General features: G+C 39.9%; 10 protein-coding genes. 1 reads left to right on the top strand and 9 read right to left on the bottom strand.

Annotated features, from left to right (window positions below):
- Positions 1–79: 79 nt before the first annotated feature.
- A complete protein-coding gene (gene fabA / locus OCV27_RS07545) occupies positions 80–598 on the top strand; it encodes a bifunctional 3-hydroxydecanoyl-ACP dehydratase/trans-2-decenoyl-ACP isomerase (protein ID WP_125321391.1) in 519 nt (172 codons plus the stop codon).
- Positions 599–677: 79 nt separating this feature from the next.
- Here the strand turns inward: fabA and rmf are convergent, their stop codons facing one another.
- The 9 genes from rmf to OCV27_RS07500 all read right to left on the bottom strand — a co-directional run bounded on the left by rmf (position 678) and on the right by OCV27_RS07500 (position 14442).
- The gene (rmf, locus tag OCV27_RS07540) at positions 678–851 is read right to left on the bottom strand and encodes a ribosome modulation factor (RefSeq protein ID WP_114785731.1); all 174 of its coding nucleotides are present in this window, start codon (positions 849–851) and stop codon (positions 678–680) included.
- Between the two features lie 163 nt (positions 852–1014).
- Positions 1015–2628 carry a DUF3466 family protein gene (locus tag OCV27_RS07535; RefSeq protein ID WP_125321355.1) on the bottom strand — a complete coding sequence of 538 codons (1614 nt, stop codon included), beginning with the start codon at positions 2626–2628 and terminating at the stop codon, positions 1015–1017.
- Positions 2629–2634: 6 nt separating this feature from the next.
- Positions 2635–4551 carry an ABC transporter ATP-binding protein gene (locus OCV27_RS07530; protein WP_125321357.1) on the bottom strand — a complete coding sequence of 639 codons (1917 nt, stop codon included), beginning with the start codon at positions 4549–4551 and terminating at the stop codon, positions 2635–2637.
- Entirely contained in the window at positions 4529–4771 is a 243-nt protein-coding gene (locus tag OCV27_RS07525) for a glutaredoxin family protein (protein WP_125321359.1), read from the bottom strand. Before OCV27_RS07525 ends, OCV27_RS07530 begins: the two co-directional genes overlap by 23 nt.
- A gap of 11 nt (positions 4772–4782) precedes the next feature.
- Positions 4783–6906: a bifunctional 23S rRNA (guanine(2069)-N(7))-methyltransferase RlmK/23S rRNA (guanine(2445)-N(2))-methyltransferase RlmL gene (gene rlmKL, locus OCV27_RS07520; protein ID WP_125321360.1), complete on the bottom strand. Its 2124-nt coding sequence runs from the start codon at positions 6904–6906 to the stop codon at positions 4783–4785.
- A gap of 467 nt (positions 6907–7373) precedes the next feature.
- On the bottom strand, positions 7374–7925 hold the full coding sequence (locus tag OCV27_RS07515) for a cell division protein ZapC (protein ID WP_125321392.1): 552 nt from the start codon (positions 7923–7925) through the stop codon (positions 7374–7376).
- A 175-nt stretch (positions 7926–8100) separates the two neighbouring features.
- Positions 8101–9111, bottom strand: coding sequence for a quinone-dependent dihydroorotate dehydrogenase (pyrD, locus tag OCV27_RS07510; RefSeq protein ID WP_125321361.1), 1011 nt, complete (start codon positions 9109–9111; stop codon positions 8101–8103).
- 83 nt (positions 9112–9194) lie between these two features.
- Positions 9195–14036, bottom strand: a complete 4842-nt coding sequence (locus OCV27_RS07505; RefSeq protein ID WP_125321363.1) for an NAD-glutamate dehydrogenase — start codon at positions 14034–14036, stop codon at positions 9195–9197.
- Positions 14037–14223: 187 nt separating this feature from the next.
- A complete protein-coding gene (locus OCV27_RS07500; protein ID WP_125321364.1) occupies positions 14224–14442 on the bottom strand; it encodes a DUF2835 domain-containing protein in 219 nt (72 codons plus the stop codon).
- Positions 14443–14511 lie beyond the last annotated feature (69 nt).

Raw genomic sequence — 14511 nt, 5'->3', positions numbered from 1 at the left:
GCACATTGCAACTCATCGGAGTTGTTTAGCGTACACCTGTTCACTAACATGCAGCTATCAAAATTTGGAGTGATTGATGATGCAAAACAAACGTGATTCTTATAACCGTGATGATCTACTAGCCTCTAGCCAAGGCGAGCTTTTTGGCCCAGGCTACCCACAGTTGCCAGCACCCAATATGCTGATGATGGACCGCGTAGCTAAAATGTCTGAAACTGAAGGCGATTTCGGAAAAGGCTTGATTCTGGCAGAGCTTGATATTACTCCAGATCTTTGGTTCTTCGATTGTCATTTTCCTGGTGACCCTGTAATGCCAGGCTGTCTTGGTCTTGATGCTATGTGGCAATTGGTCGGTTTCTTCCTCGGCTGGGTTGGTGGGAAAGGGAAAGGTCGTGCATTAGGTGTTGGCGAAGTTAAGTTTACAGGTCAAATTTTGCCAACAGCAAAGAAAGTTACTTATGAAATACATATGAAAAGAGTTGTCAACCGCAAGTTGGTTATGGGTCTCGCCGATGGTCGAGTGCTGGTTGATGGTAAAGAAATTTACGTTGCCAAGGATCTAAAAGTAGGATTATTCCAAGATACTTCTTCTTTCTAAGTGCAGTGACTTTAGACCTTAAATAAAATAATAAAAGCCCCAATAATTGGGGCTTTGTTTCGTATGTGGATTGTGTATTTTATTTGTAGAGACCAGAGTGTCTATCTTCTCTGGCATCGCGCCAACCACCAAGCCAATGAGATCGAGCATCCATCTGTTGGTAAGGACATGAGTCCGTAGAGCGGCCATTTAAGCCTGCTTTATACCCTTGTGATTGAGCTCTTTCCATGCGGTCACGCTTTTGTCTCTTCATAGTGTCGTCCTCATACATATCGTTTTTCTAACGTACTACTATTAACTTTTTGTGGAGCTTTTGTTACTCCACAATTAAGGATCGTTCAAAATCTCACCTTTCTCAAGGTGAAAAAAAACACAGATCCAAAAATTTGAACCTGTGCCTAAGATTGAAATTTACCTTATTTTCTACGGAACCTTAGCAACCCTATGAGTGCTAAAGCAAACCAGGAAAGAGAACCACCTTTGCGATCAACTGGCGCAGGTGATAAGCCTCGTGTTTGAATATTTGATGAAGTAGCATTTTCGATAGGTACCAGCTTAACAGCAACAATTTTTTCTGCCCCTTGAGTACCACCATCGCATTTGGAATCAAGGTAGGTAGTATCATAGCCGCCAGCACAATAGTAAGCTGTTGCAGATATTACGCCTGCATCATTAATATCCGTAGCATCAATAATGCGGAATTGATTATTATTGGAGTCTGTATTTCCATCATTGGTCAAATCATCCAAATACCAACCTCTACCATTCAAAGGAGCCTTAGTTCTTGATGAATTCAAAGGTGTAATAAAACCCCTCTGACCTCTTTGATTACCATTACTACCTGTTTCCGTATGGGTTTGGTAATCAATAGAACCAACTGCTTCATCGTAATTATTGATTGCACCTGCTTTTCCGTTTGCACCTGTGAAGAAAATCGTTCCAGAGAATTCTTTAAAACTACCATTGGGATTTGTAGGATCAGTGATATAGAACAAGCTATTTGCGTAAGTACCATTGATTCGTGTTGCATATTTGGCTTCACCAATAGCGTACCCATTATTATTGATGGAAGTGAGAAGCGAATTTAAATAATCAGTGGACGAATATCGATTAATTATTGATGATGTTGCTGTTAGGTTAGTTCGGTCTACATTAAATACGGTAGCCACCGGTCTCTCTTCGGAATCTGAGTTATACCCTACCGCATATGTTATCCCCCCTACAATAGCGACATCCCTTGCACTACCTTGAGGCGCTCTTCGGTTCTCTTCCGCAGCTCCTTGCCAGGTTACTATTTTAGCGCTAGTTCCGTCATCTCTCCAAATAGTGGCATAAGAAATATAGTCGTTTCCATTCTGCGTAGATTGCTTACTAACACTGCCGACAATTATATCGTCTGAACCGCTCGATGTTTTGGCCCAAACTTTATTTTGATTGAAAGTTTGGCTGGAAGCAGTAAGAATTGGTGAGTTACCACCAGAGTATGCGACTGTTCTGTTTAATAAACTCCCACCGTAGTAGGTGCCAATTACATCGGCGGTAGACGTGAAGTTATTTATGATAACATTAGGCTGTGTATTTTGTACTTGATTAGTAGAGCTTTCTATATACGCATAAGAAGTATTACTACTTTCCTGTGCGTATCCTTTGTTATAGGCTTCATCAGCCCACCGAGAACACCCGCCATCGTTATAACCTAGAAAACTATTACAATAGCTTTTAAAACCATCGTAACCTTCTTCTAGCAAATCGTAGCCTAATGCGTATCGAAATGGAGCTTCATCTCTGTACTCAAACCCCTCATTATACAATTTTTCTTCGAATGCTATCTCATAATCCGCTTGGGAACAGTTTGTGCCATTCCAACAGTTAACTGTGCCATTTTCTGGTTTGATCGCAACTCCATAAGTCTTGGCACTCGAGTTAACGACGGGTTGGTAGTCATAAACGTTGTAAATAGCAGCATTTGCAGACAAAGAACCTACAAGTGATAAGGTAACAGATGATAGCTTTAAAATAGTCTTGCTCATATAATATTAACTTTCCTGTTGCATTGCTTCTAACGTTTCCCAACGCTCAAAAGCAATCTCAAGCTCCTGCTCTAAAGCAGCAAGCGTATCTATAATTGGTTGTGTTTCATCTATTGACTTAGAGAAAAAGTCTGGAGAATTTACCTTTTCCTGAGTTAACTCTATATCGACCTCTAGCTGTTCCAATTTTGCTGGTAACTCTTCAAGTTCGCGCTGAAGTTTATAAGATAACTTCTTCGTTTTACTTGATACTGGTTTAGTTTTAATAGATTGTTCAACGCACCTTTCAGATTGCATTTGCTCTTCCGTGTTGCGAACTTTTCGGCTTTGCTCACGTTGCTGCTGCGCATCATGGTAACCACCGACAAACTCTTCCACTTCACCTTCACCTTCAAAAATCCAACTCGTCATTACTGTGTTATCAACAAACTGGCGATCGTGGCTAACCAAAAGTAAGGTGCCCTGATAATTGGCAAGTAAATCTTCCAAAAGTTCCAATGTTTCAATATCAAGATCGTTGGTTGGTTCATCCAATATGAGTAAGTTATTGGGTTTTAATAAAATACGAGCGAGTAATAGTCTATTTTTTTCGCCACCTGATAATGCTTTAACAGGTGTCCTTGCTCTTTTAGGGGCAAATAAAAAATCTTGAAGGTAGCTCAAAGCATGTCGTTGACGACCACCAACCATTACTTCTTGTTTACCATCTGCCAAGTTATCAATAACCGATTTTTCAGGATCTAATAGTTCTCTATACTGATCAAAGTAGGCAGCTTCCAACTTAGTACCACAATGTAGCCTACCAGAGTCAACTTGGAGATCACCCAATAATAACTTTAGTAATGTGCTTTTTCCGCAACCATTTGGACCGATAAGAGCAATACGGTCACCACGCATAATGTTGAATGAAAAGTTGCTAACAATTTGTTTGCCATCGATGCTAAAGGAAATATTTTCAGCCTCAAATACAATTTTGCCAGAACGAGATCCATCATCTATTTGTATCTGAGCTTTTCCTAGAACTTCACGGCGATCATTACGTTCTTCTCGCAATTTTTTTAGCGCCCGGACCCGACCTTCGTTACGAGTTCGTCGTGCTTTAATTCCTTGTCGTATCCATACCTCTTCCTGAGCCAGTTTTTTATCAAACTCTGCATTTTGCATTTCTTCAACACGCAGCATTTCATCTTTTTCTACCAAGTAATTTTCATAATCACCAGGGAATGAAACCAGCTTACCTCGATCTAGATCAACAATACGAGTTGCCATAGACTTAATGAATGCTCGATCATGGGAAATAAAAATTATCGAGCCTCTAAAGTCTTTTAAAAAATTCTCAAGCCATTCAATGGTTGTTACATCAAGGTGGTTAGTTGGTTCATCAAGTAGTAAGACATCAGGCTCTCGAACTAAAGCTCTTGCTAATGCAGCCTTGCGCTGCCACCCTCCAGATAACTCAGTAAGCTTTGTGTTGCCATCAAGTTTAAGTGCTGCAAGCACATTTTTGATTCGGTCCTCAAAACGCCAACCTCCTGAATGCTCAAGTTGCTCCTGGATCCGAGCAAGTTTATTAATGTTTTTATCTGTTGGCGCACTCGATACCAGATCAAGCAAATCTTGATAGAGTTTTAATTGTTTACCAGCTTCAGCTAAGCCACCGGCGACATAGTCAAATACTGTACCATCTTCATTTCGAGGTGGATCTTGTTCAAGACGTGAAATTATGACGTCTTGTGTGATGTTAAGCTTGCCATCATCAAGAAATACTTCACTGGCTAAAATCTTCATCAAAGTCGATTTTCCAGCACCATTTCTGCCTACCAAGCAGACTCGCTCGTTTTCTTGAAGTGTAAAGTCAGTATGATCAAGTAAAGGATGATCGCCGTAAGCCAGCAGCCCATTATTTATGGTAAGTAATGCCATTTTTTTCTAACCACATTTGTAATTGTTGTAAATCGAACGGCCATTTAAGTTCACTACCGTTGATGCTTAATACTGGGATTGTGACGCTGTAACGTTCAAATAACTTGTCATCGGTTGCGATATCTACAATGTCGAGCATATGCTCGATATTAAGCTGTTGACAAAGATTATTCGCTAATTCACAGAGGTGACATCCTTCGGTGCTGTATAGTGTGACCATCTTTAATTCCATTAATCGCTATGAGAGACAATCCAGCAATTGTGGATATTCTTGTTGCGAGAAAAATCGAGCGGCAGTGTCAGCGAAGAGATATTTTGTGCGTCTAGATTAAGCTCTTTCATTGAATCCATATCCATTTTAAATTGCCGCTTATTATTAGAAAAAACAATCTGACCTTCAGGACGCAAAAGCCTTTTGAGATTTTTCATCAAATGGATGTGGTCTCGCTGCACGTCAAAGGTTTGTTGCATTCTTTTTGAATTGGAAAATGTTGGTGGATCAATAAATATCAAATCAAACTGAGAAGTTGTTGTTTCCAGCCATTGTAAGCAATCAGCTTGTTCAAATCTGTGTTGACGCCCTATCTGACCATTAAGTTTCATATTCTCTTGAGCCCATTCGAGATAAGTGTTCGACATGTCGATTGTCGTTGTAGATTTCGCTCCCCCACAAGCAGCATGAACTGTCGCAGAACCAGTATAAGCAAACAGATTTAAAAAATCTTTACCTGTAGCCCATTGACCAATTTTTTGACGTGTCAGCTTATGGTCGAGAAACAAGCCAGTATCTAAATAATCATGCAAGTTAACAATAAGCTTCACTCCATATTCAGATACGTTCATAATTTGTGATTGTTGTGATAATTTTTGATACTGTGAACGTCCTTTCTGCTTCTCACGTACTTTTAGGACAACCTTATTTGCTTCAGTACCAGTAACTTGAATTGATGCTCGAATGATGTCGGTAAGACGAAGTTTTGCTTTTTCCTCAGGAATATTTTTTGGTGCAGCGTATTCCTGTATAACTAGATGATCTAGGTAAACGTCAATGGCCACATTGTATTCTGGAAGATCGGCGTCATAGATTCGGTAACAATCTAATTGTTCTTTTTTTGCCCACTTTGAAATCTTGGCAATATTTTTTTTAAGGCGGTTTGAGAAATCAGGCGCTATTTTAGTTTTTGTTACAGCGTCACCATCGACAGTTCTCACCTTGCTGGAAATGGAGTAATTTTTCTGGTGACAGGGTAACGAGCCATTATCAAGCTTGTATTGTTTTTCTGCCCTCATACGTAAACAGCTGAGTAGCTCTTCGGAGCTTGAAAAAATGGAAGCCTTACAGCCTCTAAACTCTGACTTTAGTTGAGCACCGAATGCAGTATAAAGTGCTATTAAACCAGGGTGGGTACCAAGTCTTTCACCATAAGGAGGGTTGGATAAAATAGTACCTGAGTCGAAACCGGATGGTCGCTTTAAATCAGCGGCATCTTTGTGCTCGAAAGTAATTAATGAATCAACTCCAGCCCTACGTGCATTGTCTTTAGCAGTTTGAACTATGCTCGCATCACTATCGAAGCCATAAAACTTAGTGTCATTTTTTTTGACACCCTTTCTTCCTTGAACTGAGGCCTCAGTTTTAATTTCTGCCCAAGTCTGCGCTTCAAAGTCTTCTAAAGCTTCAAAGCCAAATTTATCACGTTTGATTCCTGGCGCAATGTTAGAGGCTAACATTGCAGCTTCAATAAGAAGTGTTCCTGAACCACACATGGGGTCTAAAAGAGGCTGCTGTATATCCCAACCAGAACGAAGAACAAGAGCTGCTGCAAGGGTTTCTCTTAAGGGAGCTTTACCTGATTCTAGGCGATAACCCCGTTGATGAAGGCCACCACCAACCATATCTATGCCCAGCAATGCTTTATCTTTATGAAGCCTTAGGTGAATCCTAAGATCTGGTTGATCTTTACTGATCGATGGTCTTGGTAAATCCCTTTTATTAAAGCAATCTACTATTGCATCTTTTACCTTCATTGCCCCATATTGGCTATTGCGAATTTCTCGGTTAGTCCCCTTAAAGTCGACAATAAACTTATTTGAACTATGAAATTGTTTGACCCAATTTACTGCTGAACTCGCAAGGTACAAGTCCATATCATTATTACAGGTAAACTCGGATAGGACTCGAACAAATCTCGACGCCAAACGGCTCCATAGACAACAGCGATAGACTTGTTCGTTAGAAGCATTAAATTTTACTCCAGCTTGAACAGGTTTAGCGTTTTCTATCCCTAGTTTACTTAATTCTTCAACTAACAGGTTTTCTAGTCCGTTGGATGTAACCGCAAGATATTGGTGCATAGTGTTCTTAAATAAATGGTAAACGACGAATGATTATACCTGTATCGTGTCCATTTGGTTAGCCTATTCCTTTCTATTCTTATAATGAAGCTCCCTAGTTGAGTGAAAATCATCCACCAATTAACTTAGACAGCCAATATGTTTGCAATAGATTGCTAGTGTAATTTTATTTCAATCAATATTGACTCGTTATCAAGTAGCAAACAAAAAATGCTTACTGTCACGATAGTGAATACTTATTTAATGCCAATCTGGTATATACCAGAGAGTTATTATATGGTTATTTAATTACAGAAATGGGTTAATAGAGGAATATTTAGCTTTTATGACGTTAAGGTAGGCTATTTTTGTATCAATTATTGATAAAAATAGTGATTATTTTTTACTGATTTGTTAAGTAAGGGATCTAAAATTAAAATATATCGGCACTTAGGCCCACCTAGAAGATAAAAAAGGAACGGAAAGAATTAACTCACTAATGCTATTGAATGTGAGTGTTGGTTTAAAATTTTATTTGCTGCAGACATTCGGTCATGCATCACTTTAATAGCTTGACCAAATTGAAGGAACTTAATGCCATCTAGAACAAAAGGGGCTACATCTACTGACGCACATAAGCTGGCGTTATCCCCTACTTCCAGCACAATAAAATAGCCTTCACTATGACTGTTTAAAAGCTGTACAAAATCGCCTTCTTCAGGGGAATACTCACCACAGGCGACAGGGTTAAAAAACCAGCTTTTGGGTTGAACAGGCTTGTGAAAGCGCTTAGCCGCTACGCAGTATAGTGTTAACTCTGCTTGTCTGGGTTCTGAAAGGTTAAGATGGGAGATTTGTTCTTTATATGTTTGGAAAGCAGAAGCGTCGTCAACTGAAAATTCATTAATTCCAATTGCGCAGTCTACAACCAATTTTTTTGACATATTCGTTCTGAATATGATGTCGTCACCAAGGTCCAGCATCAAGTGCTGTTCTGTGTCATCGTAATACCAAATCCACTTATCGCTCGGTTTGAGCATCATTTCAATCTCGTATAAAATTCAACTTAAGGTAAGAAAAATCCTACCCCAAAATACTACTAGTCAAATTTTATGTACTATTCAATGAAAAAAAAGAGGAAATGAATAATCATTTCCTCTTAAAAAAGCCAAGTAAATACGTTTATTTTATAGTGACATTGTCACACTTGATCGACTAAATATTTTTGACAATATCTCGAACAAGTTTAGGGCCATGGTATATAAATCCAGAATAAACCTGGATCAGCTGAGCTCCTGCCATCATTTTTTCTTTAGCTGCTACATAAGAGTCAATGCCACCCACTCCAATTACTGGAATTTGATCTTTTAGTTTGTTGTGTAATAGGCGAACAACCTCTGTACTCCTAGATTGTACAGGTCGTCCACTTAAGCCCCCTGCCTCATTTGCATACTTCATCCCCTCGACAATACTACGATCAAGTGTAGTATTGGTTGCAATTACTCCATCAATTTTATTCTTTAGCAAGGAATCACAAACCTGGTTAACTTCGTCATCACTTAAATCAGGAGCTATTTTTAGTGCGAGTGGGACATATTTTTGGTGCTTAGTGGCTAGTTCTGACTGCTTTTGTTTTAAATCGGATAGAAGTTCGTCTAATGCCTTTCCGTATTGGAGCGATCTTAACCCTGGGGTGTTAGGTGAAGATATGTTTACAGCTATATATCCAGCATACTGATATACCTTATCCATACAAATAAGGTAGTCTTCAGCTCCATTCTGAATTGGAGTGTCTTTATTCTTACCAATATTAATGCCAAGAATACAGTTAAAGTTAGCCTTCTTTACATTCTCAACCAAGTTATCAACACCCTGGTTATTAAAGCCCATTCGGTTAATAATGCCTTCTGCTTCTACTAGGCGAAAAAGTCGCGGCTTTTCATTCCCAGGTTGAGGTTTGGGTGTCACAGTTCCAACTTCAACAAATCCAAAACCCATAGCATCAAAAGCTTCTATACACTCCCCATTTTTATCTAAACCAGCAGCGAGTCCAACAGGGTTGCGAAAAGTGATTCCCATACATTCCACTGAGCGGCCAGGAAGTTGTTGGCGATACAGAAGATCGAGAGGTGTGCCGGTAAAACGTTTAAAGTTTTCAATTGCAAGATCATGTGCCTTTTCGGCATCAAGTTGAAAAAAGCCAGTTCTGGCTAGACGGTAAAGCATTGTGCCTCCGATAGAAAAAAGCCCCGTACAAACGGGGCTATATTATTTACTGTTTTACCGCATAATTCAATGAAAGATAAATACTACTCGTTAGCTGCGCAATTTAAGTTGAGTAACATCAATTCACGTAATGCAACTGAGAACTTAGCAAATTCATGTACTGATCCAACTTTGAACTCGTTAAGAATGTTTTCCCATCTGTGTAATGATACTTCGTTGCTTGAGATCCATTCGTCAAGAGCTTTCATTACATTTAAATCATCAGGGACACAATTACAACTTAGCACTTGGCCAGTTAGCTGGCGTTGCTGCCAATCCAGATCTTCTCTGAAAGCTGCTCGAGCGAGTGCTTGCCAATTGTTATCTACCGCTTGAGCATTGATTTGGTTTAGGAACCAGTGTAATGACAGCCTATCACCTAAGTTAAAGTAAAGTTTAGCCACCTGTTCAACCGAAATGCCTTTCTCACGAGATACTGTTGAGATATCCAATACAGAATAAAGGCTAGATAAACGAGATACGTAAATCGCTGTTTCTGGAGTGACTCCTTGATCAATCCAAGATTGTGCCATCTGCTTATGTTCTTCAACTTCAGCAGGGACAAGTATACTGTCCAACTTAGCATTGATATTTTCTACATCACCTTGATAAAGCTCTACAAGAGCTTTCACACATTGACGCCCTGTTCGATTTCGCAACACCCAACGGGACAGACGTCGCATGGTTCTGCGTACATAAAACATCATGTCATACTGAGCATCAGTAGAAGCCTTGTTATCAAGAGCACGTAATGATGTTAGAACTTTCTCTAAACCAAAAATCTCGCGACAAGCCGCGTAGGCATTGGCAATATCAACTATATGCGCACCTGTTTCCTCTTGCATGCGAGTTACATAGTTACAACCCATTTCATTAACCATTTGGTTTGCTAATGCAGTAGCTATGATTTCTGCGCGCAGTGGGTGATTATCCATTTGCTGAACATAGTCACGGCGTAACTTAGTTGGAAAATAGTTAACTAATTGTTGAGCATGGTAGTCATCATTGGAAATATCATCATGAACTAGATCCTCTTTCAAAACCATCTTGCCGTAGGCTACGAGAACAGCAAGTTCAGGCCGCGTAAGAGCTTGGCCTAGTTTCTCCCGTTCTAATAAAGTCTCGTCGTCTGGGATATGCTCTAAAGCGCGATCAAGATGGCCTGCTTTTTCCATATCGTGAATGAAGCGAATTTGTTCTTTAACTAGTCCCGTACCACGTTGCTCAGTTACTGAAACAGATTCTGATTGACAATAAGCATCATCTAAAACAATTTCGCCAACTTCATCTTCCATTGACTCTAGGATCTTATTGCGTTGTTTTACGGTCAAATCACCATTCGCAACAAGCCCATTGAGGAAGATTTTGATGTTCACTTCATTATCTGAACAGTCTACCCCACCAACATTATCGACAAAGTCGGTATTTACCCGGCCACCAGTTAGTGCATACTCAACTCTACCTAATTGAGTCATACCAAGGTTACCGCCTTCACCCACAACTTTGGCGCGTAAATCTCGGCCATCTATGCGTAATACGTCGTTTGCACGATCCCCTACATCAGTGTGAGTCTCGGTTGCAGACTTCACATAAGTTCCTATCCCACCGTTCCACAAAAGATCTACTTCCATTTTTAGAAGCATCTTGATCAGATCATTCGGCGCTAAAGACGTTTTTTTAGTTCCGATCATCTTTTGGATTTCAGGAGTTAGAGAAATAGATTTAGCACGACGGGGGAATATACCACCACCTTTTGAAATCAATTTGGTATTGTAGTCTTCCCAACTTGAGCGAGGAAGTTTGAATAAGCGATCACGCTCTTTCCAACTTTTCGCAGAATCAGGATTTGGGTCAATAAAAATGTGCAGATGGTTAAATGCGACTTGGAGACGGATATGCTTAGATAGTAGCATTCCATTGCCAAATACATCACCCGCCATATCACCTACACCGATTACTGTGAAATCAGTTGTCTGACAATCGATCCCCATTTCTCTAAAGTGACGTTTTACAGACTCCCATCCTCCTTTAGCTGTAATACCCATAGCCTTATGGTCATAACCATTAGAACCACCGGACGCAAAGGCATCTCCAAGCCAGAAATTATACTCATCAGAAACTGAGTTCGCCAAATCAGAGAAGGTTGCAGTGCCTTTATCAGCTGCAACAACCAAATATGGATCATCTTCATCATGTCGAATAACATTTTTGGGTGGGCTTACTTCACCTTCAACAATGTTGTCCGAAACATCAAGTAGTGCGCGTATAAAGCGCTTATAACATCGTTTGCCTTCGGCAAAAATCTCATCTCGACCGCTCAGAGTGTGTTGACGTTTACAAACAAAGCCACCTTTTGCACCTACAGGTACAATAACGGTATTTTTAACTTGTTGAGCTTTAACTAAGCCAAGAATCTCGGTTCGAAAATCTTCTTGGCGATCTGACCATCTCAATCCACCACGAGCAACTTTACCACCTCGCAGGTGTACACCCTCAATATCAGGTGCATAAACAAAAATCTCAAAAGCTGGGACTGGCTGTGGAATCTCGGGGATTTCACTTGGTTTCATCTTCAAGGAAAGCCAAGGTTTTGGTTGCTTGTTCTCATCCAATTGATAATAGTTTGTTCTCAAGGTAGCAGTGATCATTTCCATATATCGACGAATAATACGATCGTCATCAAGACTTTCAACATGATCGAGCTGTTCTGTCATGGAGTTGATCAATTCTGTCTGACCTTTTTGACTACCTTTATATTTAGGATCAAAACGTTTCACAAATAAAGCAACTAAGCATCTTGCTAATTCAGGATAATGGCTGAGGGTTTCCTCAATATATTGTTGACTAAATGGGAAACCGACCTGACGCATATATCGCGCATAAGCACGAAGGATAGAAATTTCACGACCAGTGAGTGATGCTCCTAAAACGAGTCGATTGAAACCATCACTTTCTAGATTCCCAGCCCAAATTGCGGCAAATGCTTGCTGAAAGCGATCTCTAGCTTCCCGAAGATCAACGGTTTTCTCGCTTTTGTGTAGCATTGAAAAGTCAAGAATCCAATAAATATGGCCGTCTGCTTTACGGACTTCATATGGTGATTCACCAATAACACGTAGCCCTAAGTTTTCAAGCATTGGCATAACATCGGAGAGATGAATAGGTTCATCACGATGATAAAGTTTGAATCGTACGGACTTTGAGTCTGAAGCTAGCTCTTGAGGACGGTAAAACAGCATTCCTAGCCTATTATCGTCACTCAGTGATTCTATACGTTCAATATCTGCTACTGCCGAGCCGGGTAAAACATCTTCCTTGTACGAACGCGGGAAAGCATGTAAGTATTCTTTTGCTAAAGGAAGTCCTTTGCTTTCACCAAAATTCGCTATAATCGAATCAGATAGACGATCGTCCCAAGTTGAAGATGCTTCCATTAAATTTTGCTCGATCATTTTCACGTCTACATCCATGTTGTTGTTATCAACACGGACAATGTAATGTGTCCTAGCAAGCGGACTCTCCGAGAAGTAAGTGGTAAACTCTACTTCGTTATTACAGCCAAAATATTGTTTGAGAATTTGTTGAGTTTTACGTCTTAGTTCAGTGTTATAGCGATCTTTGGTTACGTAAACCATACAGCTAAAGAAACGACCAAACGGGTCTTTACGAATAAACAAACGTAGCATATCACGATCTTGCATCTGAACTACGCCCATACCCACTTCTAACAGCTCTTCCTCATTTGCCTGAAGTAACTCATCACGTGGGTAATTTTCGAGTATATTATGTAAAGCTTTAAATGCATAAGAACCTTCACGGTATCGACTCGCTACCAATATACGTTCTACTTTTTCACGAATAAGAGGTATGCTTTCAACGCTCTGGTTATAGACCGCTGATGTGTAAAGACCTGTAAATCTGTGTTCGCCAACAACCTTACCATTTTTGTCAATTTTTTTGATACCAATGTAATCGGTATAGGCTGGTCGGTGAATGCGTGAAGGTGTGTTCCCTTTAGTCATTATCAGCAGGAAGGGTTTTTTCGCTTCAAGGCGTGCTGAATCTGGGAATTCAGATAACTTAACGCTGCGCACACGGTGGCGGTTCGCAAATAAACCTAAACCTTTATCAGCAGTCGGCCTGAGTTCTGTATCACCGTCAACGTGTACAAGGTCATATTCTTTATAACCCATAAATGTAAAGTTATGATCGCCTAACCAACGAAGAAACTTAACTGTCTCTTCATAACGGTTGTGTTCAGTTTTTATATAATCTTTCTGAGCTTCAACTTGGTTTGTAACTTCTTCAACCTTTTCTACCATGAGTAGCCAATCATGCACTACTAGAGCTGTATCTGTTATGATTTTCTCAAGCTCTTCACGTAAAGACGTCATGGTTTCTTTTGCACTGAGTCGATCAACTTCCATATGGAACAAAGATTGAAGTGTCCCTTTGCCCTTATTAATGCCAGTAATATCACCTACTTTATTACGCTCAATTTGTGTTGGACCATGAAGCATTAAGTGAGAAGCTAAATCTAATCTACTCAAGGCCATTTTCACAGAATCAACTAAGAAAGGGCTGTCCGGAACAACAATTTCTACAATGGTGTGGGTGGATTGCCATCCTTGACGACTAACAGTTGGGTTAAACACTCTCACAGAAACTTCGTCAGCTTTCTTTTCATTTATATGGTGCCAAAGGCTAATTATCGCACCGTAAAGATCAGATTCATTCCTTTCGACAAGGTCGTCATGAGAGATATTGCTAAATAAATGCTGAGCAAGTTGAGTGACAAGGGGTTGATGAGCAAGCTCGAGTTTGTCTTGAATCAGTTTGTAGACCTTTTCAAGCAGAACCGGCATCAGAGTTTCACGCGCGGTCATAATCACACTCCACAATTAGAATTTTATGTATTTTGAGGGCTGTTGTAAGCATAGTGCTTAACACGGGTAATGCCGCTTTATTGTAAAAGCATTATTGACAAATAGTTAATTCTTTTAGGAGTAGTAGGTGGTGAAATGTTTGATAATGTGACTAAGGTTCTATTTAAAGTCTTATAGAATCAAGTGCTCACAGCATTTCCAACTTTATAAACTTATTATTTTGGTCAGTTGTCAGACGAAAACGCCCACTGAGACCGATTTGGCTAAGGAATGGTCTGAACCTAGTAGCAGGTAATTGTAAACGCAAACCTTCATCTGTAACAACCAGAACATTACTCGCAGCCCCATTATAGTGTGCTAAGAAGGATTGATATGAGATGTTGAGTGAAAAATAATACTGATTCATTCTATTTATATATATGTTACAACCTGTTTCGGTTACGCCTCTATTATGGATACAAAGCAGCAACAAAAA

This window comes from Vibrio pectenicida (assembly GCA_024347015.1).
GTDB classification, from domain to species: Bacteria; Pseudomonadota; Gammaproteobacteria; order Enterobacterales; family Vibrionaceae; genus Vibrio; species Vibrio pectenicida.
This window is presented reverse-complemented; position numbering and strand designations above follow the sequence as displayed.